Origin of the sequence: Enterobacter cloacae complex sp. 2022EL-00981 (assembly GCF_028737495.1) — a bacterium.
In the GTDB taxonomy this organism is placed as follows: Bacteria; Pseudomonadota; Gammaproteobacteria; order Enterobacterales; family Enterobacteriaceae; genus Enterobacter; species Enterobacter cloacae.
Window position 1 is genome coordinate 66,359 of record NZ_JAQZRK010000006.1, and the last position, 23,043, is coordinate 89,401.

Below are 23,043 nucleotides of genomic sequence, written 5' to 3' on the forward strand. Positions count from 1 at the left end.
TCACCGGGCCTCTTCTTTAATACATGACCTTGTGTCCGTATTGTTCCAGAATACCTTTCACACGCTCCATCGTCTCTTTCTTCGGCGGCTTAACGCCATCAAGCTTATATTCTTCACCCATCGCCACCCATTTATGTTTACCCAGCTCATGGTAGGGCAGAAGCTCAATTTTCTCGACGTTGCCCATATCGCGGGTAAATTCGCCCAGGCGATGTGCGGAATCATCATCATCAGACCAGCCTGGAACGACGACATAGCGGATCCAGGTTTTGATGCCCTTGGCTGAAATATATTTGGCGAACTCCAGCGTACGGTGGTTGGATACGCCAACCAGGTTCTGGTGGATCTCATCATTCATCTGTTTGAGATCGAGCATGACCAGGTCGGTGACTTCAAGCAATTCATCGATGACCGGATCGTAGCGGCGCACAAACCCGTTCGTGTCGAGGCAGGTGTGTATGCCTTCTTTGTGGCAGGCGCGAAACCAGTCGCGCACAAATTCCGCCTGAAGAATGGCTTCACCACCGGATGCGGTGACGCCCCCGCCGGACGCGTTCATAAAGTGGCGGTAAGTCACCACCTCTTTCATCAGATCTTCAACGGTCACTTCTTTGCCGCCATGCGTATCCCACGTGTCACGGTTGTGGCAATACAGGCAGCGCATCAGGCAGCCCTGGAAAAAAGTGATAAAACGGATGCCCGGGCCATCAACAGTGCCACAGGATTCAAAGGAGTGAATGCGACCAATAATTGACATTGCGGTGATATCTCCGAATTTGGCCCATCCCGGGGCCTGTGTTGATGCACAGCTCAAAGGCTATGTCGAGTCTGTTTTGGCTGCTATCCATTCAGTATAGATAGCGGCCAAAAGAGACTGGGGTGGGGAAGAAAAAGGCCCCACTGACGTGGAGCCTTTATTGTACGCTTTTTAACGCGTGATTTCAGTCAATTCCAGTTACATGGACTGAGTGAAAGTACGGGTGATAACGTCCTGCTGCTGTTCTTTAGTCAGGGAGTTAAAGCGTACTGCGTAGCCAGATACACGGATGGTCAGCTGAGGATATTTCTCAGGGTGTTCCATCGCGTCGAGCAGCATTTCACGGTTCATGACGTTCACGTTCAGGTGCTGACCACCTTCGATGGACGCTTCGTGGTGGAAGTAACCATCCATCAGACCCGCGAGGTTAGTTTTACGTACTTCGTCATCTTTACCCAGCGCGTTTGGCACGATAGAGAAGGTGTAAGAGATACCATCTTTCGCGTAAGCAAACGGCAGTTTTGCAACGGAAGTCAGAGAGGCAACCGCACCTTTCTGGTCACGACCGTGCATTGGGTTAGCACCTGGGCCAAATGGCGCGCCAGCACGACGACCGTCTGGGGTGTTACCGGTTTTCTTACCATACACAACGTTAGAGGTGATGGTCAGAACAGACTGAGTCGGGATAGCGTTACGGTAAGTGGTCAGTTTCTGAATTTTCTTCATGAAACGTTCAACCAGGTCAACCGCCATGTCATCAACGCGAGCGTCGTTGTTACCAAACTGCGGATATTCGCCTTCGATTTCGAAGTCGATAGCCAGACCGTCTTCGTCACGAATTGGTTTAACTTTCGCATATTTGATAGCAGACAGGGAGTCAGCAGCAACGGACAGACCTGCGATACCACACGCCATGGTACGGATAACGTCACGGTCATGCAGCGCCATCAGAGAGGCTTCGTAGCTGTACTTGTCGTGCATGTAGTGGATAACGTTCAGTGCAGTAACGTACTGTTTCGCCAGCCAGTCCATGAAGTGATCCATGCGATCCATGACTTCGTCATAGTTCAGCACATCGCCTTTGATTGGTTCAGACTTAGGACCAACCTGCATTTTCAGTTTTTCATCAACGCCGCCGTTGATAGCGTACAGCATGGTTTTCGCCAGGTTTGCACGCGCACCGAAGAACTGCATTTGTTTACCAACAACCATTGGGCTTACGCAGCATGCGATAGCGTAGTCGTCGTTGTTGAAGTCCGGACGCATCAGGTCATCGTTCTCATACTGCAGAGAAGAGGTGTCGATGGACACTTTAGCGGCGAATTTCTTGAAGTTCAGAGGCAGTTTTTCAGACCACAGAACGGTGATGTTTGGCTCCGGAGAAGGACCCATGGTGTACAGGGTGTTCAGGAAGCGGAAGCTGTTTTTGGTGACCAGAGTACGGCCATCTACGCCCATACCACCGATAGATTCGGTTGCCCAGATTGGGTCACCAGAGAACAGTTCATCATATTCTGGGGTACGCAGGAAGCGAACCATACGCAGTTTCATGACCAGGTGGTCAATCATTTCCTGAGCGTCTTGCTCGGTGATTTTACCTGCTTTCAGGTCACGTTCGATGTACGCATCCAGGAAGGTGGATACACGACCGAAGGACATTGCTGCACCGTTCTGAGACTTAACTGCGGCCAGGTAGCCGAAGTAGGTCCACTGGATAGCTTCCTGAGCGTTAGTTGCAGGACCAGAGATATCGCAGCCATATTTAGCAGCCATCTCTTTGATCTGACCCAGCGCACGGTGCTGTTCAGCGATCTCTTCACGCAGACGGATAGTCGCTTCCAGGTTTACGCCGTTTTCCAGATCGGACTGCAGGGAAACGAACTGCGCGTATTTGTCTTTCATCAGGAAGTCGATACCGTACAGCGCAACGCGACGGTAGTCACCGATGATACGGCCACGGCCGTAGGCATCTGGCAGACCAGTCAGAACACCGGATTTACGGCAGTTCAGAATGTCTTTGGTGTAAACATCGAATACACCCTGGTTGTGGGTTTTACGATATTCGGTGAAGATTTTTTTCAGCATTGGGTCCAGCTCGCGGTTGTACGCTTTGCAGGAACCTTCAACCATTTTGATACCACCGAACGGGATGATCGCACGTTTCAGTGGTGCTTCAGTCTGCAGACCAACGATTTTCTCAAGGGCTTTGTTGATGTAACCAGCATCGTGAGAAGTGATGGTGGAAGCAACGGAGGTGTCAAAATCAACTGGCGCGTGAGTGCGGTTTTCCAGTTTTACGCCTTCCATTACGCTGTCCCACAGCTTGGTGGTCGCTTCAGTTGCGCCAGCCAGGAAGGATTCGTCACCTTCATACGGGGTATAGTTTTTCTGAATGAAGTCACGTACGTTTACTTCATTCTGCCAGTCACCTTTTGCAAAACCTTCCCAGGCTGTGGCTAACTTTTCATTAAGCTCGGACATGTAACACCTACCTTCTTAAGTGGATTTTTTATTTACTGCCTGAGATAACCATCAATGATGATCGTCGCCACGCAGGTAAATGACCCAGTATGTCAACCCAACTAACAGACCCCCACCGATAATGTTCCCGATAGTGACAGGGATCAGGTTATCAGTAATGAAATTCATAATAGTCAGGTGAGAGAAACTTTCCGGGGTTGAACCAACTGCAGTCCAGAACTCCGGGCTCGCAAAGTTGCGGATTACAATACCCATTGGGATCATAAACATGTTCGCGATACTGTGCTCGAAGCCGCTGGCAACAAACATCGCAACCGGCAGAACCATAATCATGGCTTTGTCCATCAGGCTACGGCCGGAGTAACTCATCCATACCGCCAGACAGACCATCAGGTTCGCGAGGATGCCAAGTGCAACCGCTTCGATAAATGTGTGGTGCATTTTGTGGTCCGCGGTCTGCAGGACGTTCAGTCCCCAGCCACCGTTGGCGGTCATATACTCGCCAGAGAGCCACATCAACAAAACAAAGAGCAGACAGCCAATCAGGTTACCAACATAGACGTTAAGCCAGTTGCGCGCCAGTTGACCCCAGGTAATTCTTCCGCTGGCTTTTGCTACGACAATCAGCACCGTTGAGGTGAAGAGGTCGGCGCCGCAGATAACGCACAGAATCAGACCCAGTGAGAAGCAAATGCCGCCAATCAGTTTGGCCATGCCGTAAGGCATCGCGGCAGTACCGGTGGTGGCAGTGATGTAGAAGACGAACGCGATTGAGATGAACACACCGGCCGTGATCGCCAGATAGAACGTCTTCATCGGGTGTTTCGTTGCTTTATAGACACCCGCTTCTTCGGCAACTTTGGCCATCGCAGCAGGGAGTAAAAGATCAAAAGGGTTGTCAGCTTTCACACTAACTCTCTCTTTATTAAGTCGGCGACGAGATACTAACAAAGCATTATAGAAGAGAAATTGATATAGATCATATCTCGCCTGGCTTATAGGCCCGCAGTGTGTATGGTTTTACGACAAATGCGGTGTAAGTTTTTGATTATCCGTATAAAAATAAATTTTAAAAGTTATGAAAAGAGTTGAATTTTTTCGGTCGGCCACCTCTGGAACAGTTAATTAATATGGAGTATTTGCCATAAAAAGTAACAGTAAAGCCCAGGTAAATATTATTATATTTACCCATATTTAACTTTATTATTACATTCAACGTTCATTGCCGAAAAAAATAAAAAACGGGGCAATGAAATTGCCCCGTAATATAGCCCAGACGATTAAATACGCCTACTGCTGATAATGTTATATGCGCTTATTTTGACCAGTAAGCGGCTTTTGCTTTCTGCAGTTTTTCATAGGCCTTCAACAGCGACTGATGCGCAGGGAAGGCTTTCAGATCGCTGTCTACCGCCTGCAGTCCGTAGAATGGCGCTTCGCCGCTCAGGGCCGCGCTGGCGGCTTCTACCGCCTCGGCACCGTACATGCGCACGAAGGCGTTCAGGTACTGCAGTGGCTCACGATCCTCTTCCTGCGCAAGAAGCAGGAGGGTTTGCAGGCAGCGGTAGTAGTTGGTGCGCTCGGCAGAGAACACTGACTGGTTGAATTCCATGGTCCACTCGGTCCAGGCCAGGGCCTGATCCAGATCGCCGCCAGCCAGCGCCAGCATCGCTTTCAGCTCGCCGATGCGCAGGGTATACCAGCCGTTGTCTTTGCCGGTAGCCAGACCCAGCAGCTCACGTACGCGCGTGAAGTCATCATGGCCTTCGTCGTCCAGCTGGGCGATCAGGTTCAGATAATCCTCTTTTTCCCACTCGCTGCCCGGCAGGGCCAGCAGCGTTTCACGCAGGTGCGCACCCATGCTGTTGTTCGCCAGCCACAGATCTTCAGCCGGATAGATATCGGACATGCCCGGCACCAGAATACGGCAGGCGTAAACATCCAGGTGTTCGTAGTCAGCAATGTAGACTTCTTTATCTTCCGCGTTGAAGATGGCCATCAGGGTAGCGAACTCTTCTTCGGTCGTACCGGCAAAGCTCCAGTCGACGAATGGATAGTCTGCGTCCTGCTTGAACATGTCCCAGGAGATCAAACCGCTGGAGTCGATGAAGTGGGTTTCGAGGTTGGTATGCTCGGCCACTTCTTCGTCGTCAAAGGTTGGTGGAGTAAATACATCGAGATCTTTCAGGCTACGGCCCTGCAGCAACTCGGTGACGGTACGCTCCAGCGCCACGCCAAAGTCAGGATGCGCGCCGAAGGAGGCGAAGCAGGTGCCGTTCGTTGGGTTAAACAGCACAACGCAGATAACCGGATATTTGCCGCCCAGCGAGCCATCATACGCAAAGATAGGGAAGCCTTCTGCCTCCAGCTTAGCAATGGATTCCACCACGCCCGGATAGCGCGCCAGCACGTCGGCCGGAATTTCAGGCAGACTGATGGATTCAGCAATGATGCGGTTTTTAATGTGGCGCTCAAACACTTCTGACAGCCCCTGCACACGCGCTTCATTGCGGGTGTTACCGGCGGACATGCCGTTAGACACATACAGGTTACCGACAATGTTCATTGGGATGTAAACGGTCTGCTCATCAGACTGACGGGTGAACGGCAGGGCGCAGATCCCACGCTCTTCATTGCCCGACTGCAGATCGATCAGCATGCTGGCGGTCAGTTCATTTTCCGGATCGTAGAACGCACGCAGGCGCGCATCGAGAATACCTTCCGGCAGTTCATCGTCTTCGGTCAGCGGGAACCATTTTTCATTGGGATAGTGAACGAACGGGCCGTTAGCGATGGTTTCACCCAGCCAGAAATCGGCGAAGAAGTAGTTGGTCGACAGACGTTCAAAATACTCACCCAGCGCAGAAGCCAGCGCCGCTTTTTTCGTCGCGCCTTTACCGTTGGTAAAGCACAGTGCACAGTCTTTATCGCGAATATGCACGGACCAGACGTGAGGCACTGGATTGAGCCAGGAGGCTTCTTCGATATTAAAGCCCAGGTCGGTCAGTTTCTGCTGGAAGCGAGCGATGGAATCTTCCAGAGCGGCGTCTTTGCCGGGGATAAACGTTTGAGTCATGGCGTTCACTTTTATCGTACGTAAAGCGCGCAATGATACGGGTTTTGCGTGACAGGTGCTATCTCCGGCGAAAATAAAAGACTGGGCTATGCTTACTGTCAGTAACTGACTGTTAAGGCATAGAAAAATGAAAGCATTCGATCTCCAGAGGATGGCGTTTGATAAAGTCCCACCCGAATTTTTAGGCGAAGTGGCGCTGCGTAGCCTGTATACCTTCGTTCTGGTCTTCCTGTTTCTTAAAATCACTGGTCGGCGCGGTGTGCGGCAGATGTCGCTGTTTGAAGTGTTGATCATTCTGACGCTGGGCTCAGCGGCGGGGGATGTCGCTTTTTATGATGATGTACCAATGGTGCCGGTGTTTATTGTCTTCGTCACGCTGGCGCTGCTTTACCGGCTGGTCATGTGGCTGATGTCGAAAAGCGAAAAGCTGGAAGACATGCTTGAAGGGAAGCCTGTCGTTATCGTTGAGGATGGACAGTTGGCCTGGGAAAATGTCCAAAGCGCCAATATGACCGAATTTGAGTTCTTCATGGAGCTGCGTCTGAATAGCGTGGAACAGCTTGGGCAGGTGCGTCTGGCGATAATGGAAACCAATGGGCAAATCAGCGTGTATTACTATCCCGACGACGAGGTGAAGCCGGGATTGTGTATTCTGCCGGATATGTTGGTCGAACGGTTTAAGACAGTGCCGGAGTCCGGCGAGTATGCCTGTGTAAGATGCAGCCATGTCGTCTCCATGCAGGTGGGCGATCATCAATTATGCCCCCGCTGTACAAATCCGGAATGGACGAAGGTTAGCCGGGCCAAACGCCTTATCTGACAGCCATTTTGTCGGTTTTGTGACAGCGAGGCGGCAGATTGTATTGTGTGACGACGGGCACATTTCACCGGTCATAAGTTTTAGACATTGCGGCGCGTGTCACTGAATGATAAAACCGATATCCACAGTTATAACTTATGGCTTTTAGCGTGGTGAGGGGAAATGGCTCAAGTCTTTAATTTCAGTTCAGGTCCGGCAATGTTACCGGCAGACGTGCTTAAACAGGCTCAACAGGAACTTTGTGACTGGAACGGTCTGGGTACGTCGGTGATGGAAATCAGCCACCGTGGTAAAGAGTTTATTCAGGTGGCGGAAGAGGCAGAAAAGGATTTTCGCGATCTGCTGAACATTCCCTCGAACTACAAAGTATTGTTCTGCCACGGTGGTGGACGCGGCCAGTTTGCTGGCGTACCGCTGAATATTCTGGGTGACAAAACCACGGCAGACTATGTTGACGCTGGCTACTGGGCTGCCAGCGCGGTGAAGGAGGCGCACAAGTATTGCACGCCAAACGTCATCGACGCCAAAGTGACCGTTGATGGCCTGCGTGCCGTGAAGCCAATGAGCGAGTGGCAGCTCTCTGACAACGCCGCGTATCTGCACTACTGCCCGAACGAAACCATTGACGGGATTGCCATCGACGAGACGCCGAACTTCGGTAAAGACGTGGTGGTTGCCGCTGACTTCTCCTCTACCATTCTCTCTGCGCCGATTGACGTCAGCCGCTACGGTGTCATCTATGCGGGTGCGCAGAAAAATATCGGCCCTGCAGGACTGACTATCGTCATCGTGCGTGACGATCTGCTGGGTAAAGCGCATAAATCCTGCCCGTCGATTCTCGATTACACCGTGCTGAACGATAACGACTCCATGTTCAACACCCCGCCGACCTTTGCCTGGTATCTCTCCGGCCTGGTCTTCAAATGGCTGAAGCAAAACGGTGGCGTGGCGCAGATGGATAAGATCAATCAGCAGAAAGCTGAGCTGCTGTACGGCGTCATTGATAAGAGTGATTTCTATCGTAACGATGTGGCGAAAGCCAACCGTTCCCGCATGAACGTGCCGTTCCAGCTGGCGGACAGCAACCTGGATAAAGTTTTCCTGGAAGAGTCCTTCGCCGCAGGTCTGCATGCGCTGAAAGGCCACCGTGTGGTGGGCGGCATGCGCGCCTCTATCTATAACGCCATGCCGCTGGAAGGCGTTAAGGCCCTGACCGATTTCATGATTGACTTCGAACGTCGCCACGGTTAATTGCGCTGTTTTCACCCCCGTAGCCCTGCTACGGGGTTTTTATTATGTTGAGTTGAGAGTTAAGTTTCATGGAATCCCTGACGTTACAACCTATCGCGCGGGTAGATGGCACCATCAATCTGCCTGGTTCAAAAAGTGTCTCGAACCGCGCTCTGCTGCTGGCAGCTCTGGCAAACGGCACCACCGTCCTCACTAACCTGCTGGACAGCGATGACGTGCGCCATATGCTCAATGCGCTGAAAGCGTTGGGAGTTCATTACACGCTGTCTGACGACCGTACCCGCTGTGAAGTGACGGGGAATGGCGGTGCGCTACGTTCAGCCGAGGAACTGGAGCTGTTTCTGGGTAACGCGGGAACCGCCATGCGTCCACTGGCTGCCGCCTTGTGTCTGGGCAGCAACAACATTGTTCTGACCGGCGAGCCGCGCATGAAAGAGCGTCCGATCGGCCATCTGGTGGATGCCCTTCGTCAGGGCGGTGCGCAGATTGAGTATCTGGAGCAAGAGAATTACCCACCACTGCGCCTTCGCGGTGGTTTTACTGGCGGCAACGTTGAGGTGGACGGCAGCGTCTCCAGCCAGTTCCTGACGGCACTGCTGATGACCGCTCCGCTGGCACCGCAGGATACGGTTATCACCATCAAGGGCGACCTGGTGTCTAAGCCGTACATTGATATCACCCTGCACCTGATGAAAACCTTCGGCGTTGAGGTGGAAAACCAGTCTTATCAGCGTTTCGTGGTGCGGGGGGCGCAGCAGTATCAGTCTCCGGGCAACTACCTGGTTGAAGGTGACGCCTCATCTGCTTCCTACTTCCTGGCAGCAGGGGCGATTAAAGGCGGTACCGTGAAAGTGACCGGTATTGGCCGTAACAGCGTGCAGGGCGATATTCGTTTTGCTGATGTGCTGGAAAAAATGGGGGCGGTGGTGACCTGGGGGGATGATTTCATCGCCTGTACACATGGTGAGCTCAATGCCATCGATATGGACATGAACCACATTCCTGACGCGGCAATGACCATTGCCACCGCTGCGCTGTTTGCCAAAGGCACCACGACGCTGCGCAACATCTACAACTGGCGCGTAAAAGAGACTGACCGTCTGTTCGCGATGGCCACCGAGTTGCGTAAAGTAGGCGCCGAAGTGGAAGAGGGCGAAGACTACATTCGCGTAACGCCTCCGGCAAAACTGCAGTTCGCGGAAATTGGCACTTACAACGATCACCGTATGGCGATGTGCTTCTCGCTGGTGGCGTTGTCCGATACACCTGTCACGATCCTCGATCCGAAATGTACGGCGAAAACTTTCCCGGACTATTTCGAACAGCTGGCCCGCATCAGTACACTGGCCTGATGACATGATGCCGCATCACCCGATGCGGCATTTCCTTACGTTTTCTGACGTTTGTTCCCGCACATTTCTTCTACACTCTGCTTCATTAATTCCGTAATTTGCACGCAAAGGTAACAGTTGCGCACGTTGGCGCGTATAATGCGCGGCGTTCATGTTAACGGTATGCCTTTATTAAGGAGAAAAAGATGACGGCAGTTGCCCCGGTAATCACCATTGATGGGCCTAGTGGCGCAGGGAAAGGAACTCTGTGCAAGGCGATGGCGGAAGCATTGCAATGGCATCTTTTAGATTCGGGAGCTATCTATCGCGTGCTGGCGCTGGCAGCGCTGCATCACCATGTGGATGTTGCGTCTGAAGAGGCGCTGGTTCCGCTGGCTGCGCATCTGGATGTGCGTTTTGTCTCGACCGATGGCAACCTCGAAGTGATCCTGGAAGGGGAAGATGTAAGCGGCGAAATTCGTACGCAGGAGGTTGCTAATGCGGCCTCTCAGGTGGCGGCTTTCCCGCGCGTTCGTGAAGCTCTGTTACGCCGTCAACGCGCTTTCCGCGAAGCGCCGGGTCTGATTGCTGACGGGCGAGATATGGGGACGGTGGTATTCCCTGATGCGCCAGTGAAAATTTTCCTTGACGCCTCCTCGGAAGAACGGGCTCAACGCCGCATGCTTCAGTTGCAGGAGAAGGGCTTTAGTGTTAACTTTGATCGCCTTTTATCCGAGATAAAAGAGCGCGATGACCGCGACCGTAACCGCGCCGTCGCCCCACTTGTTCCTGCAGAAGATGCATTAGTTCTGGATTCCACCAGTTTAACTATTGAGCAAGTGATTGAAAAAGCGCTACAATATGCGCGCCAAAAACTGGCACTCGCGTAATTGCGACCGATTTAGCAGTACCCCCGCTGCAATGGATTGACGGCGGGTATGTGAAACAACCCCATCCGGCACGGAGCCAGGTGGACGTTAATATTAACCTGAAGATTAAACATGACTGAATCTTTTGCTCAACTGTTTGAAGAATCCTTAAAAGAAATCGAAACCCGTCCGGGTTCCATCGTTCGCGGTGTTGTTGTTGCTATCGACAAAGACGTAGTACTGGTTGACGCCGGTCTGAAATCTGAGTCCGCCATTCCGGCAGAGCAGTTCAAAAACGCCCAGGGCGAGCTGGAAATCCAGGTAGGTGACGAAGTTGACGTTGCTCTGGACGCAGTAGAAGACGGCTTCGGCGAAACCCTGCTGTCTCGTGAAAAAGCTAAACGTCACGAAGCATGGATCACGCTGGAGAAAGCTTACGAAGAAGCTGAAACTGTGGTCGGTGTTATCAACGGCAAAGTTAAAGGTGGCTTCACTGTTGAGCTGAATGGTATTCGTGCGTTCCTGCCAGGTTCACTGGTAGACGTTCGTCCAGTCCGTGACACCCTGCACCTGGAAGGCAAAGAGCTTGAGTTCAAAGTAATCAAGCTGGACCAGAAGCGTAACAACGTTGTTGTTTCCCGTCGTGCCGTTATCGAATCCGAAAACAGCGCAGAACGCGATCAGCTGCTGGAAAACCTGCAGGAAGGCATGGAAGTCAAAGGTATCGTTAAGAACCTCACTGACTACGGCGCATTCGTTGACCTGGGCGGCGTTGATGGCCTGCTGCACATCACCGACATGGCGTGGAAACGCGTTAAGCACCCAAGCGAAATCGTGAACGTGGGCGACGAAATCACTGTTAAAGTGCTGAAGTTCGACCGCGAGCGTACTCGTGTATCCCTCGGCCTGAAACAGCTGGGCGAAGATCCATGGGTAGCTATCGCTAAGCGTTACCCAGAAGGTACCAAACTGACTGGCCGCGTGACCAACCTGACTGACTACGGCTGCTTCGTTGAAATCGAAGAAGGCGTTGAAGGTCTGGTACACGTTTCCGAAATGGACTGGACCAACAAAAACATCCACCCATCCAAAGTTGTTAACGTTGGTGACGTAGTGGAAGTTATGGTTCTGGATATCGACGAAGAACGTCGTCGTATCTCCCTGGGCCTGAAGCAGTGCAAAAACAACCCATGGCAGCAGTTCGCGGAAACCCACAACAAGGGCGACCGTGTTGAAGGTAAAATCAAGTCTATCACTGACTTCGGTATCTTCATCGGCCTGGACGGCGGCATCGACGGCCTGGTTCACCTGTCTGACATCTCCTGGAACGTTGCAGGCGAAGAAGCAGTTCGTGAATACAAAAAAGGCGACGAAATCGCAGCAGTTGTTCTGCAGGTTGACGCAGAGCGTGAGCGTATCTCTCTGGGCGTTAAACAGCTCGCAGAAGATCCGTTCAACAACTGGGTTGCACTGAACAAGAAAGGCGCAATCGTAAACGGTAAAGTGACTGCAGTTGACGCTAAAGGCGCAACCGTAGAACTGGCTGACGGCGTTGAAGGTTACCTGCGCGCTTCTGAAGCTTCACGTGACCGCGTTGAAGATGCCACTCTGGTTCTGAACGTTGGCGACGATGTTGAAGCTAAGTTCACCGGTGTTGACCGTAAGAACCGTGCAATCAGCCTGTCTGTTCGTGCGAAAGACGAAGCTGACGAGAAAGATGCAATCGCTACTGTTAACAAACAGGAAGATGCAAACTTCTCTAACAACGCAATGGCTGAAGCTTTCAAAGCAGCTAAAGGCGAGTAATATCAAGTCCTCAGCATCCTTTGAGCGGTAACGCATTTATCGCGCGAAGGATGAGGAGCAAACTTGACAGATTGCAGGATTCGTCCTGTAATCAATAACAAAGGGCGGCTACGGCCGCCCTTGTTTAATGAGCTGTTCAGCTAATTGGTTTGAAAGGAACCGGAGGAATCATGACCAAGTCAGAATTGATTGAAAGACTTGCCAGTCAGCAACCGCATATCCCAGCTAAAGCAGTGGAAGATGCCGTAAAAGAGATGCTGGAGCATATGGCCACCACTCTTGCCCAGGGCGAGCGCATTGAAATCCGCGGTTTCGGTAGTTTTTCTCTGCACTATCGTGCTCCACGTACCGGGCGTAACCCGAAGACTGGCGATAAAGTCGAGCTGGAAGGTAAGTACGTTCCACACTTTAAGCCGGGTAAAGAACTGCGCGATCGCGCCAATATTTACGGCAACTGAGTTTAGCCATCAGGTTAAACTGGGTTCAAAAGAAAGCACCTCCGGGTGCTTTTTTTGTACTTATCGTTTTTATTCTGAAGCCGTGCCGCAATCCCCGTGTCGTTTTCTGCAAACCGACAAAAACAGTGCAGCGCGCGCTGTAACCTGCATTTTATTCAACTGACGCCTCTCTCCCTCTTCTTACATACTGCCGCCCTGAAACAGGGAGGTCGTAATGGGAATTCCCACACTAAGTCTGTGCGCCATTCTGGCGATAGTGCCGCTACTCTGGTTACCTGAACTACCTGCACGGCATACTGTATGGATCATGGTTGCCGGTGGGTTGGTGCTGGGCTTACAGCGAAGCTTCAGTCTGAAGTGTATCGGTATGGGGTTGTTATTTTGCGCGTGGGGCATTCTGGCAGCGCAGGAAAGCGTCTGGCCGATGCAGCATCTAACCACCGGTGCAGTCAAGGCTGAGGTAGAGATCACCGCCACCGATGGCGCAACAGTCCATCAGGGGAAACTCGTTGCACTTAATGGCAAACGCTGGTGGGCATCGACGGGCATCGTGCTGTATGGCAATTACCTGCCGCAAAAGGCCTGCGCGGGTCAGCGCTGGGCCATGACGCTCAGGCTCAGGCCTGTACACGGTGAACTGAACGACGGGGGATATGATCCTCAGCGAAATGCTTTTGCCCGGCATCAAACGTTGAGCGGACGTTTTACACGGGCAGAAATCATTGATGAACGCTGTAGCTTGCGTGCCCACTATCTGTCATCGCTGCACGACACGCTTTCAGCCTATCGTTGGGGAGCGGTGATCCTGGGGTTGGGGATGGGCGAGCGCCTGGATGTGCCCCGGGAAATAAAAACACTGATGCGTGAGACCGGCACGTCGCATCTGATGGCGATCTCGGGTTTGCACATCGCGCTGGCGGCTTCCATCGTCTGGTTGCTTGCCAGGGGTATTCAGTTTTTATTGCCGTGTCAGTGGATCCGCTGGCAGATGCCACTGCTTGCGGGACTGTTTTTTGCGGCCTTCTACGCATGGCTGACGGGTCTGCAGCCGCCTGCATTACGCACGGTCATCGCGCTTGCGGTGCTGGCCGCTCTGCGGATCGGCGCGCGTCAGTGGTCTGCATGGCAGGTCTGGTGTAGCTGTATTGCAGCGATACTCATCGTTGATCCGCTGGCGGTGCTTTCTCAAAGCCTGGCGTTGTCAGCGTTTGCTGTCGCGGCGTTGATTTTCTGGTATCAGTGGCTGCCACTCCCCAGCTGGCGCTGGACTCGCCGGGTGCGACCCCTGATAAATTTACTCTATCTGCAGGTTGGGATGTTGCTGCTGCTCCTGCCTTTGCAGGTGTTGATGTTCCATGGCTTCAGCGTCTCTTCGCTGGTGGCCAATCTCTTTGCCGTTCCGCTGGTGACCTTTATCTCGGTTCCACTGATCCTGCTCGGTATGCTACTGCACCTGCTCCCGCTGGTCCCCCTGGAGACTGGCGTATGGTTTGCGGCAGATAAGTCCCTGGCCGGTTTGTTCTGGCTGCTGCAGCGTCTGCCTGATGGCTGGCAGGACGTCGATGAGCGCTGGCAGTACCTGACATTACTGCCCTGGCTGGCCATTATCGGCTGGCGCTTTCGCTCCTGGAAAAGCATGCCGGCGGTGTGTCTGACAGGAACTGTCGTGCTGGCATGCCCATTCATGCGAACGGAGAAAACCGATAGCTGGACGTTGCATATGCTGGATGTGGGGCAGGGGCTATCAATGGTTATTGAGCGGCAGGGTAAAGCGCTTCTATACGACACCGGTCCCGGCTGGCCTGGGGGAGACAGTGCGCAGCAGTTGATTATTCCTTGGTTACGCTGGCATCACCTGCAACCAGAGGGCGTTATTCTCAGTCACGAGCACCTGGACCATGCAGGTGGTCTGGCATCGCTGCAGGAGGCATGGCCCGGCTTATGGGTACGCAGCCCGCTGGGGTGGGCGCAGCATCTTTCTTGCTTTCGCGGGCAGCAGTGGAAATGGCAGGGGCTAACATTGACCGTTCACTGGCCACCGGCTGGATCCACTGCCCTGGGTAACAATCGCTCCTGCGTGGTTAAAATTGATGACGGTGAGCAGAGTGTTTTGCTGACAGGGGACATTGAAGCGCAAGCGGAACAGGCTATGCTTAGCCATTACTGGCGTTATCTGACGTCAACGGTGATACAGGTGCCGCACCATGGCAGTAATACCTCCTCATCGTTGCCGCTGGTACAACGGGTGGGAGGCGATATCGCGCTGGATTCTGCGGCCCGTTATAATGCGTGGCGATTCCCGTCAGTGAAGGTGGTGAAGCGTTATCGAAAGGAGGGGTATGTCTGGCACGATACTCCTCATTCGGGCCAAATATCGGTGACGTTTTCGCAACATGCCTGGCAAATCCGACGGTTGCGGGAGCAATATTTACCGCGTTGGTATCATCAGTGGTTTGGCGCGCCCGTCGATAACGGGTAGAATATGCGGCTATTTCAACAGATGCTGGTTTTTTGAATGCATAACGACAAAGATCTCTCCACGTGGCAAACCTTCCGCCGACTCTGGCCGATGATTGCACCTTTTAAAGCAGGTTTAATCGTGGCGGGTATAGCGTTAGTTCTCAACGCAGCCAGCGATACTTTTATGTTATCGCTCCTCAAACCGTTACTGGATGACGGTTTTGGTAAAACGGATCGCTCAGTGTTGCTATGGATGCCTCTGGTGGTGATCGGACTGATGATCTTACGCGGTATCACCAGCTATATTTCCAGTTATTGCATCTCCTGGGTGTCAGGAAAAGTGGTCATGACAATGCGCCGTCGGCTGTTCAGCCACATGATGGGCATGCCGGTGGCCTTCTTTGACAAACAATCGACGGGTACGTTGCTGTCACGTATTACCTATGACTCAGAGCAGGTGGCATCCTCTTCCTCCAGCGCACTGATTACCGTTGTGCGTGAAGGTGCGTCAATTATCGGTCTGTTCGTGATGATGTTCTATTACAGCTGGCAGCTGTCGCTGATCCTCATCGTGCTGGCTCCGGTTGTTTCTGTCGCGATCCGCGTCGTCTCAAAGCGTTTTCGCAATATCAGTAAGAATATGCAGAATACGATGGGGCAGGTGACCACCAGCGCTGAACAGATGCTGAAAGGACATAAAGAGGTGTTGATTTTCGGTGGGCAGGAGGTCGAAACAAAACGCTTCGATAAAGTCAGCAACAAAATGCGTCTGCAGGGGATGAAAATGGTCTCGGCCTCTTCAATCTCTGACCCCATTATTCAGCTGATTGCCTCTCTGGCTCTGGCATTCGTCCTGTATGCGGCGAGCTTCCCGAGCGTAATGGAAACGCTGACGGCGGGGACCATCACCGTTGTGTTCTCTTCCATGATTGCGCTGATGCGTCCGCTGAAGTCGCTGACCAACGTTAACGCCCAGTTCCAGCGCGGGATGGCAGCATGCCAGACGCTGTTCAGCATTCTGGATTCCGAGCAAGAGAAAGACGAAGGTACTCGCGTCATTGAGCGCGCAAAGGGCGATGTCGAATTCCGCAACGTGACCTTCACTTACCCTGGCCGTGAAGTTCCAGCATTACGTAACATCAATCTGACCATTCCGGCAGGCAAAACCGTTGCGCTGGTCGGCCGTTCTGGTTCGGGTAAATCGACGATTGCCAGCCTGATTACCCGTTTCTACGACATCGATCAGGGTGAAATTCTGTTAGACGGTTACGACCTGCGGGAATACACCCTGCAGTCGCTGCGTAACCAGGTTGCGCTGGTGTCTCAGAACGTGCATCTGTTCAACGATACTGTTGCGAACAACATTGCCTATGCGCGCACTGAAGAGTACAGCCGCGAGCAGATTGAAGAAGCCGCTCGCATGGCCTATGCCATGGACTTTATTAACAAGATGGACAACGGCCTGGATACCATCATCGGTGAGAATGGAGTTCTGCTCTCCGGTGGTCAACGCCAGCGTATCGCCATCGCCCGTGCATTGCTGCGTAACAGCCCTATTCTAATCCTCGACGAAGCAACCTCTGCTTTGGATACAGAATCTGAACGTGCAATTCAGTCTGCGCTAGATGAACTGCAAAAGAACCGTACATCACTGGTGATTGCGCACCGCCTGTCAACGATTGAACAGGCAGACGAAATCGTCGTTGTGGAGGATGGGGTCATTGTAGAACGCGGTAGCCATACCGATTTACTGGCACAGCGTGGTGTTTACGCTCAGCTCCATAAGATGCAGTTCGGCGAATGATTGCCCGTATCTGGTCCGGTGAGTCCCCGCTATGGCTGCTGCTTCTGCCGCTCTCCTGGCTGTATGGTCTGGTGAGCGGCATTATTCGTCTGCTTTACCGTCTGGGGCTAAAGCGGGCGTGGCGTGCGCCGGTGCCGGTTGTCGTGGTGGGCAACCTCACGGCAGGGGGGAACGGTAAAACCCCGGTGGTCATCTGGCTGGTTGAGCAACTGCAAAAGCGCGGCATCCGCCCCGGCGTGGTGTCGCGAGGTTACGGCGGCAAAGCGGCGCACTATCCACTGCTCCTGACGCCGGACACGACGACCGCCGAGGCGGGGGATGAGCCGGTATTGATTTATCAGCGTACTGGCGCGCCTGTCGCAGTCTCTCCGGTGCGTAGTGATGCTGTTAAGGCGTTGCTTGCCGAACACGACGTGCAAATAATTATTACCGATGACGGTCTGCAGCATTACGCGCTGGCGCGTGATAAAGAGATTGTGGTCATTGATGGCGTCCGCCGTTTTGGCAACGGCTGGTGGCTGCCTGCAGGCCCCATGCGTGAACGCGCTTCGCGCCTGAAGTCCGTGGATGCGGTGATTGTTAACGGCGGTGCGGCACTGCCGGGGGAGATCCCGATGCAACTCCAGCCAGGCATGGCTATTAACCTGTTGACCGGTGAACGACAGGCCGTTTCCCGGCTACCCGCGCTGGTCGCGATGGCAGGTATTGGTCATCCTCCGCGTTTCTTCGCAACGCTGGAACAGTGTGGTGCCCGCCTTGATAAACGTGTTCCGCTGGCCGATCACCAGGCGCTGGTGGCGGAGCAGGTAGACGCGTTGACAACATCCGGTCAGACATTAATCATGACCGAAAAAGATGCGGTGAAATGCCGCGCTTTTGCGAAAGAAAACTGGTGGTATCTGCCGGTTGACGCTGAACTCAGCGGCGAGCAGCCGGAACACTTGCTCCAGGAACTGATTGCGTTGGTGCATTAAGAGCTTACGCGGTTCTGGTGGCGCTTTGACTGACAGGAAAACGCATGTCTTTACCGCAACTCTCGCTTTCAGCCGCACGTAACTTGCACCTTGCCGCGCAAGGACTTCTTAAAAAGCCCCGTCGCCGCGCGCAGCCTGCCGATATCCTCACTACCGTGCAACGCATGTCGTTGTTGCAAATCGACACCATCAACATTGTGGCTCGTAGCCCCTACCTGGTGCTGTTCAGCCGGCTGGGCAATTATCCGCCTCAGTGGCTCGATGATGCGCTCAGCAAGGGAGAGCTGATGGAATACTGGGCACATGAAGCCTGTTTCCTGCCCCGCAGCGATTTTGCCCTGGTTCGCCATCGTATGCTTGCCCCGGAAAAAATGGGCTGGAAATACCGGCAGGCGTGGATGCACGAGCATGCGGCTGAAATTGAGCAGCTCATTGCCCATATCGCGGAAAAGGGGCCAGTACGTTCCGCGGATTTTGAACATCCGCGAAAAGGGGCAAGCGGCTGGTGGGAGCGGCTGGTGGGAATGGAAACCGCACAAGCGTCATCTGGAAGGGTTGTTTACATCAGGCAAGGTGATGGTAGTCGAGCGGCGTAATTTTCAACGGGTGTACGACCTGACGCAGCGGGTGATGCCTCACTGGGACGACGAGCGCGACCTGCTCACACAGGAGGCAGCCGAAGCCGTCATGCTTGAAAACAGCGCCCGCAGTCTGGGTATTTTCCGTCCGCAATGGCTGGCCGATTATTACCGTCTCCGACAGCCCACGCTGAAACCGTTGCTGGATAACTGGCAGCGCGAGCAGCGGGTTATCCCGGTCTCTGTAGAGAGGTTGGGCGATATGTGGCTGCATGTGGATTTACTCCCGCTACTGCCACAAGCTGAAGCAGGTAAACTTCAGGCAACCCATAGCGCGGTGCTGTCACCTTTTGATCCGGTGGTCTGGGACAGAAAACGGGCCGAGCAGCTGTTTGATTTCAGCTACCGGCTGGAGTGCTACACTCCCGCGCCAAAGCGCCAGTACGGTTACTTTGTTTTGCCCCTGCTGCACAAGGGACAACTGGTAGGGCGCATGGATGCCAAAATGCACCGTAAAACCGGCACGCTAGAGGTCATTGCGCTGTATCTGGAAGAGGGCGTCAGGATAACCGCGACCCTGGAAAAAGGGTTAACATCCGCCATCAATGATTTCGCCTGCTGGCAGAAGGCCTGCGAAGTGACGCTGGGCCGCGTGCCTGACGGACTCTTTACATCCTGTCGAAGTGGCTGGGAAACAGGCACGCCCTGAAAAGGGAATGTGATAAGCTTTAGCGATTACCCATACGGAGGAACTATGGATCACCGTTTACTTGAAATTATTGCCTGCCCGGTGTGCAACGGCAAACTCTACTATAGCCAGGACAAACAAGAGCTGATTTGCAAACCGGACAGCTTGGCTTTCCCGCTGCGTGACGGTATTCCGGTACTGCTGGAAAACGAAGCCCGTTCCCTGGTGGCTGAAGAGAGCAAACCATGAGCTTTGTCGTCATTATTCCTGCCCGTTACGCCTCAACGCGTCTGCCGGGTAAGCCGCTGGTAGATATCAACGGCAAGCCAATGATTGTGCATGTCCTTGAACGCGCCCGTGAGTCCGGCGCTGACCGTATTATCGTGGCCACCGATCATCCTGATGTTGCGCGTGCGGTTGAAGCCGCAGGCGGGGAAGTATGCATGACCCGTGCCGATCACCAGTCTGGTACTGAACGTCTGGCTGAAGTGGTTGAGAAATGCGCATTCAGCGACGATACGGTAATCGTTAACGTGCAGGGCGACGAACCGATGATCCCGGCGGCGATTATTCGTCAGGTGGCGGAAAACCTGGCGCAGCGTCAGGTTGGCATGGCAACTCTCGCGGTACCTATCCACCACGCGGAAGAAGCGTTCAACCCGAACGCGGTGAAGGTTGTGACGGATGCGGAGGGCTATGCGCTTTATTTCTCCCGTGCCACCATCCCGTGGGATCGCGATCGCTTTGCGGTGTCCAAAGAGACCATTGGCGATACCTTCCTGCGCCATATTGGCATCTACGGCTATCGCGCTGGCTTTATTCGCCGGTATGTAACCTGGACACCGAGTCCGCTGGAGCATATTGAAATGCTGGAACAGCTTCGTGTGCTCTGGTACGGCGAAAAGATCCACGTTGCCGTCGCCGAAGAGGTGCCTGGTACAGGCGTAGACACCCCAGAAGATCTTGAGCGCGTTCGCGCTGAATTGCGTTAATCCTTGCGGCATTCCTCTTTTGGGAGGGATGCACTCCGCCGTTTATTTTCTCTTATCTTTTCCATAATTGATCTCCGCAGGGTGACATCTGCGTCCTGCGCGCTCATTATAAAAGCAGTAGTCTTAATGGGGGTAATCTCATATGGAACAGCTGCGTGCCGAACTGAGTCACCTGCTTGGCGAGAAGTTAAGCCGGGTGGAATGTGTAAGTGAAAAGGCAGATACCGCGCTCTGGTCGTTGTACGACAGTCAGGGAAACCCAATGCCGCTGATGGCCCGAAGCTTTACCTCGCCGGGTGTGGCCAGGCAGCTCGCCTGGAAAATTTCAATGCTCGCGCGGCAAGGAACCGTGCGTATGCCGACGGTTTACGGAGTGATGACGCATGAAGAGCACCCCGGTCCGGATGTTCTGCTGATTGAGCGTTTACGCGGAGTATCCGTTGAAGCCCCGGCGCGTACACCGGAGCGCTGGGAACAGCTGAAAGACCAGATTGTGGAGGCTCTGCTGGCCTGGCACCGGCAGGATAGCCGTGGTCTTGTGGGACCCGTCGACAGCACTCAGGAAAATCTTTGGCCGCTGTGGTATCGCCAGCGGGTGGAGGTGCTGTGGGGAACGCTTAATCAGTTCAACAACACCGGCTTGACCATGCAGGATAAACGTATCCTGTTCCGCACCCGGGAGTGTTTACCGGCGCTGTTTGAGGGCTTTAACGACAACTGCGTGTTGATACACGGTAATTTTACCCTGCGTAGCATGCTTAAAGATTCTCGTAGCGATCAGCTTCTGGCGATGCTGGGGCCAGGGGTCATGCTCTGGGCTCCGCGCGAGTATGACCTGTTCAGGCTAAGCGATAGCGCGGCCGCTGAAGGCTTGCTGTGGCACTATCTGCAGCGCGCGCCCGTTGCGGAGGCGTTTCTCTGGCGGCGCTGGCTTTATTTATTGTGGGATGAAGTGGCGCAGCTGGTGAATACCGGACGTTTCAACCGCGCCAACTTTGACCTTGCGACAAAATCACTCCTGCCCTGGCTCGCCTGAGGAGCCTTTCAGCCACTGCCAGATGCGTCCCAGCGTCTCATAGCCGACGCGATCGCTATGCATCAACCACATTGGGGACGGGATCACCCGTTCCCATGGGTTGAGCGGGGCGTTAATGGCCATCTGGTTCGCCGGCGCGGGAAGCGGGTGCAGACCTTGTTTTTCGAAGAAAATCATTGCCCTTGGCAGATGTGAAGCAGATGTCACCAGTAAGAACGGAACATCGCCAATAGCCTGTTTCACCGCGGCGGCTTCTTCTTCGGTATCTTTCGGACTGTCCAGCGTGATAATAGCGGAGCGCGGCACGCCGAGGGATTCTGCCACCCTGGCGCCGGCTTCAGCCGTGCTGACCGGGTTGGTTTTGGCTGGCGCGCCGGTGAAGATCATTTTTGATCCCGGATTAGCCAGCCACAGGCGAATACCTTCGTTCAGGCGCGGCAGGCTGTTATTGATCAGGTTAGAGCTGGGGGCCCAGTTTGGATCCCAGGTATACCCGCCGCCCAGCACCACGATGTACTCCACTTTCTGGTTTCCCTGCCAGGTTGGGTAGGTGTTTTCGATGGGACGTAACAGTTTGTCTGCAACGGGTTGCAGGCTCAGCAGCAGCAGTACCAGCCAGCCGAAGGTGATCAGCGTTTTGCCACTTTTCTGAAAGCGACTAAACCACACCAGCCCCAGCCCCAGCGCGATGATGAGCAGCAGTAGCGGAAGGGGAAGCATCATGCCTCCAATGTATTTCTTCAGGGTAAAAAGCATCCTTTTTGGTTCCTTTTTTAACCATATAGCAGGCGAATACCCGTGATATTACACCAGAGAGGTTCATTCTCCGCGCGGGTGTGACAAAATAGCGGTTTTGCAGTTAGCGAGTGGAACTCTCCCAATGCGGGATCGCAATTTTGATGACATCGCGGAAAAGTTTTCGCGCAACATATACGGCACCACAAAAGGGCAGTTACGTCAGACGATCCTCTGGCAGGATCTGGACACCATTCTGGCCACGTATGGCGGTCAAACGTTGCGCGTGCTTGACGCCGGAGGCGGTGAAGGGCAGACGGCCATAAAAATGGCTGAGCGCGGTCATCATGTCACGCTTTGCGATCTTTCTGCTGAGATGGTTGCGCGTGCCACGCGTGCAGCAGAGGAGAAAGGTGTGAGCGACAACATGCATTTTGTACAATGCGCCGCTCAGGACATCGCACAGCATTTGGAAACCCAGGTTGATCTGATATTGTTTCATGCGGTGCTGGAATGGGTAGCCGATCCGTTAAGCGTGTTACAAACCCTGTGGTCGATGCTACGCCCGGGCGGTACGCTGTCGCTGATGTTCTACAATGCTAACGGCTTCCTGATGCACAACATGGTTGCGGGCAACTTCGACTATGTTCAGGTCGGAATGCCGAAAAAGAAAAAGCGCACGCTTTCCCCGGACTATCCGCGCGATCCCCAGCAGGTTTACGGCTGGCTGGCAGAGATTGGCTGGCAGATAACCGGGAAGACGGGCGTCAGGGTGTTTCATGATTATCTGCGTGAAAAACACAAACAGCGTGACTGTTTTGACACCTTAACAGAATTAGAAACGCGGTATTGCCGTCAGGAACCGTTTATCAGTCTTGGCCGCTATATTCACGTCACCGCGCACAAGCCGCAGATGCAAGGATAACC

At 53.6% G+C, this 23,043-nt stretch carries 18 protein-coding genes and 1 pseudogene; 14 read left to right on the forward strand and 5 right to left on the reverse strand.

Annotated features, from left to right (window positions below; genetic code table 11):
• Nucleotides 1-16: 16 nt before the first annotated feature.
• The 4 genes from pflA to ycaO form a co-directional block, all read right to left on the reverse strand.
• On the reverse strand, nucleotides 17-757 hold the full coding sequence (gene pflA / locus PUZ33_RS07885) for a pyruvate formate lyase 1-activating protein (RefSeq protein WP_014831281.1): 741 nt from the start codon (nucleotides 755-757) through the stop codon (nucleotides 17-19).
• Nucleotides 758-955: 198 nt separating this feature from the next.
• On the reverse strand, nucleotides 956-3,238 hold the full coding sequence (gene pflB / locus PUZ33_RS07890; RefSeq protein WP_013097311.1) for a formate C-acetyltransferase: 2,283 nt from the start codon (nucleotides 3,236-3,238) through the stop codon (nucleotides 956-958).
• Nucleotides 3,239-3,289: 51 nt separating this feature from the next.
• Nucleotides 3,290-4,147 carry a formate transporter FocA gene (gene focA, locus PUZ33_RS07895; protein ID WP_013097310.1) on the reverse strand — a complete coding sequence of 286 codons (858 nt, stop codon included), beginning with the start codon at nucleotides 4,145-4,147 and terminating at the stop codon, nucleotides 3,290-3,292.
• A gap of 406 nt (nucleotides 4,148-4,553) precedes the next feature.
• Complete coding sequence (gene ycaO / locus PUZ33_RS07900; protein WP_014831283.1) at nucleotides 4,554-6,314, reverse strand: 30S ribosomal protein S12 methylthiotransferase accessory factor YcaO; 1,761 nt, start codon at nucleotides 6,312-6,314, stop codon at nucleotides 4,554-4,556.
• 127 nt (nucleotides 6,315-6,441) lie between these two features.
• On the opposite strand from ycaO, the gene PUZ33_RS07905 reads away from it, so the two are divergent.
• From PUZ33_RS07905 to PUZ33_RS07970, 13 genes and pseudogenes are all read left to right on the forward strand, one after another.
• Nucleotides 6,442-7,134, forward strand: a complete 693-nt coding sequence (locus PUZ33_RS07905) for a DUF421 domain-containing protein (protein WP_014831284.1) — start codon at nucleotides 6,442-6,444, stop codon at nucleotides 7,132-7,134.
• Nucleotides 7,135-7,296: 162 nt separating this feature from the next.
• Complete coding sequence (gene serC / locus PUZ33_RS07910) at nucleotides 7,297-8,385, forward strand: 3-phosphoserine/phosphohydroxythreonine transaminase (protein WP_028028021.1); 1,089 nt, start codon at nucleotides 7,297-7,299, stop codon at nucleotides 8,383-8,385.
• Nucleotides 8,386-8,453: 68 nt separating this feature from the next.
• Nucleotides 8,454-9,737 carry a 3-phosphoshikimate 1-carboxyvinyltransferase gene (aroA, locus tag PUZ33_RS07915; protein ID WP_014831286.1) on the forward strand — a complete coding sequence of 428 codons (1,284 nt, stop codon included), beginning with the start codon at nucleotides 8,454-8,456 and terminating at the stop codon, nucleotides 9,735-9,737.
• A 185-nt stretch (nucleotides 9,738-9,922) separates the two neighbouring features.
• The gene (gene cmk / locus PUZ33_RS07920) at nucleotides 9,923-10,606 is read left to right on the forward strand and encodes a (d)CMP kinase (RefSeq protein ID WP_013097305.1); all 684 of its coding nucleotides are present in this window, start codon (nucleotides 9,923-9,925) and stop codon (nucleotides 10,604-10,606) included.
• A 111-nt stretch (nucleotides 10,607-10,717) separates the two neighbouring features.
• On the forward strand, nucleotides 10,718-12,391 hold the full coding sequence (gene rpsA / locus PUZ33_RS07925; RefSeq protein ID WP_008499966.1) for a 30S ribosomal protein S1: 1,674 nt from the start codon (nucleotides 10,718-10,720) through the stop codon (nucleotides 12,389-12,391).
• 170 nt (nucleotides 12,392-12,561) lie between these two features.
• On the forward strand, nucleotides 12,562-12,849 hold the full coding sequence (ihfB, locus tag PUZ33_RS07930; protein ID WP_003858233.1) for an integration host factor subunit beta: 288 nt from the start codon (nucleotides 12,562-12,564) through the stop codon (nucleotides 12,847-12,849).
• Between the two features lie 214 nt (nucleotides 12,850-13,063).
• On the forward strand, nucleotides 13,064-15,328 hold the full coding sequence (locus PUZ33_RS07935) for a ComEC family protein (RefSeq protein WP_058680318.1): 2,265 nt from the start codon (nucleotides 13,064-13,066) through the stop codon (nucleotides 15,326-15,328).
• 36 nt (nucleotides 15,329-15,364) lie between these two features.
• A complete protein-coding gene (gene msbA / locus PUZ33_RS07940) occupies nucleotides 15,365-17,113 on the forward strand; it encodes a lipid A ABC transporter ATP-binding protein/permease MsbA (protein WP_023621029.1) in 1,749 nt (582 codons plus the stop codon).
• Nucleotides 17,110-18,087 carry a tetraacyldisaccharide 4'-kinase gene (gene lpxK / locus PUZ33_RS07945; protein WP_013097302.1) on the forward strand — a complete coding sequence of 326 codons (978 nt, stop codon included), beginning with the start codon at nucleotides 17,110-17,112 and terminating at the stop codon, nucleotides 18,085-18,087. Before msbA ends, lpxK begins: the two co-directional genes overlap by 4 nt.
• A 164-nt stretch (nucleotides 18,088-18,251) precedes the next feature.
• Nucleotides 18,252-19,374 (forward strand): annotated as a pseudogene (locus tag PUZ33_RS07955) (winged helix-turn-helix domain-containing protein).
• Between the two features lie 45 nt (nucleotides 19,375-19,419).
• Nucleotides 19,420-19,602 (forward strand): protein YcaR, encoded by a 183-nt coding sequence (ycaR, locus tag PUZ33_RS07960; protein ID WP_013097300.1) that lies wholly within the window; start codon nucleotides 19,420-19,422, stop codon nucleotides 19,600-19,602.
• Nucleotides 19,599-20,345: a 3-deoxy-manno-octulosonate cytidylyltransferase gene (kdsB, locus tag PUZ33_RS07965; RefSeq protein ID WP_013097299.1), complete on the forward strand. Its 747-nt coding sequence runs from the start codon at nucleotides 19,599-19,601 to the stop codon at nucleotides 20,343-20,345. Before ycaR ends, kdsB begins: the two co-directional genes overlap by 4 nt.
• Before the next feature lie 142 nt (nucleotides 20,346-20,487).
• Nucleotides 20,488-21,381, forward strand: coding sequence for a YcbJ family phosphotransferase (locus tag PUZ33_RS07970; RefSeq protein ID WP_013097298.1), 894 nt, complete (start codon nucleotides 20,488-20,490; stop codon nucleotides 21,379-21,381).
• Here PUZ33_RS07970 and elyC read toward each other — a convergent pair.
• Complete coding sequence (gene elyC, locus PUZ33_RS07975; protein ID WP_013097297.1) at nucleotides 21,358-22,137, reverse strand: envelope biogenesis factor ElyC; 780 nt, start codon at nucleotides 22,135-22,137, stop codon at nucleotides 21,358-21,360. The genes PUZ33_RS07970 and elyC overlap by 24 nt on opposite strands.
• Nucleotides 22,138-22,261: 124 nt before the next feature.
• Between elyC and cmoM the strand changes: the two genes are divergently transcribed.
• Entirely contained in the window at nucleotides 22,262-23,041 is a 780-nt protein-coding gene (gene cmoM, locus PUZ33_RS07980) for a tRNA uridine 5-oxyacetic acid(34) methyltransferase CmoM (protein WP_058680319.1), read from the forward strand.
• Nucleotides 23,042-23,043 lie beyond the last annotated feature (2 nt).

What these genes read in the sequence shown, in the direction of transcription:
- rpsA (WP_008499966.1), top strand. Translation starts at nt 10,718, where the DNA reads ATGACTGAATCTTTTGCTCAACTGTTTGAAGAATCCTTAAAAGAAATC.
- cmoM (WP_058680319.1), top strand. Translation starts at nt 22,262, where the DNA reads ATGCGGGATCGCAATTTTGATGACATCGCGGAAAAGTTTTCGCGCAAC.
- lpxK (WP_013097302.1), top strand. Translation starts at nt 17,110, where the DNA reads ATGATTGCCCGTATCTGGTCCGGTGAGTCCCCGCTATGGCTGCTGCTT.
- PUZ33_RS07905 (WP_014831284.1), top strand. Translation starts at nt 6,442, where the DNA reads ATGAAAGCATTCGATCTCCAGAGGATGGCGTTTGATAAAGTCCCACCC.
- ycaR (WP_013097300.1), top strand. Translation starts at nt 19,420, where the DNA reads ATGGATCACCGTTTACTTGAAATTATTGCCTGCCCGGTGTGCAACGGC.
- aroA (WP_014831286.1), top strand. Translation starts at nt 8,454, where the DNA reads ATGGAATCCCTGACGTTACAACCTATCGCGCGGGTAGATGGCACCATC.
- kdsB (WP_013097299.1), top strand. Translation starts at nt 19,599, where the DNA reads ATGAGCTTTGTCGTCATTATTCCTGCCCGTTACGCCTCAACGCGTCTG.
- serC (WP_028028021.1), top strand. Translation starts at nt 7,297, where the DNA reads ATGGCTCAAGTCTTTAATTTCAGTTCAGGTCCGGCAATGTTACCGGCA.
- elyC (WP_013097297.1), bottom strand. Translation starts at nt 22,137, where the DNA reads ATGCTTTTTACCCTGAAGAAATACATTGGAGGCATGATGCTTCCCCTT.
- ihfB (WP_003858233.1), top strand. Translation starts at nt 12,562, where the DNA reads ATGACCAAGTCAGAATTGATTGAAAGACTTGCCAGTCAGCAACCGCAT.
- pflA (WP_014831281.1), bottom strand. Translation starts at nt 757, where the DNA reads ATGTCAATTATTGGTCGCATTCACTCCTTTGAATCCTGTGGCACTGTT.
- ycaO (WP_014831283.1), bottom strand. Translation starts at nt 6,314, where the DNA reads ATGACTCAAACGTTTATCCCCGGCAAAGACGCCGCTCTGGAAGATTCC.
- msbA (WP_023621029.1), top strand. Translation starts at nt 15,365, where the DNA reads ATGCATAACGACAAAGATCTCTCCACGTGGCAAACCTTCCGCCGACTC.
- cmk (WP_013097305.1), top strand. Translation starts at nt 9,923, where the DNA reads ATGACGGCAGTTGCCCCGGTAATCACCATTGATGGGCCTAGTGGCGCA.
- pflB (WP_013097311.1), bottom strand. Translation starts at nt 3,238, where the DNA reads ATGTCCGAGCTTAATGAAAAGTTAGCCACAGCCTGGGAAGGTTTTGCA.
- PUZ33_RS07970 (WP_013097298.1), top strand. Translation starts at nt 20,488, where the DNA reads ATGGAACAGCTGCGTGCCGAACTGAGTCACCTGCTTGGCGAGAAGTTA.
- PUZ33_RS07935 (WP_058680318.1), top strand. Translation starts at nt 13,064, where the DNA reads ATGGGAATTCCCACACTAAGTCTGTGCGCCATTCTGGCGATAGTGCCG.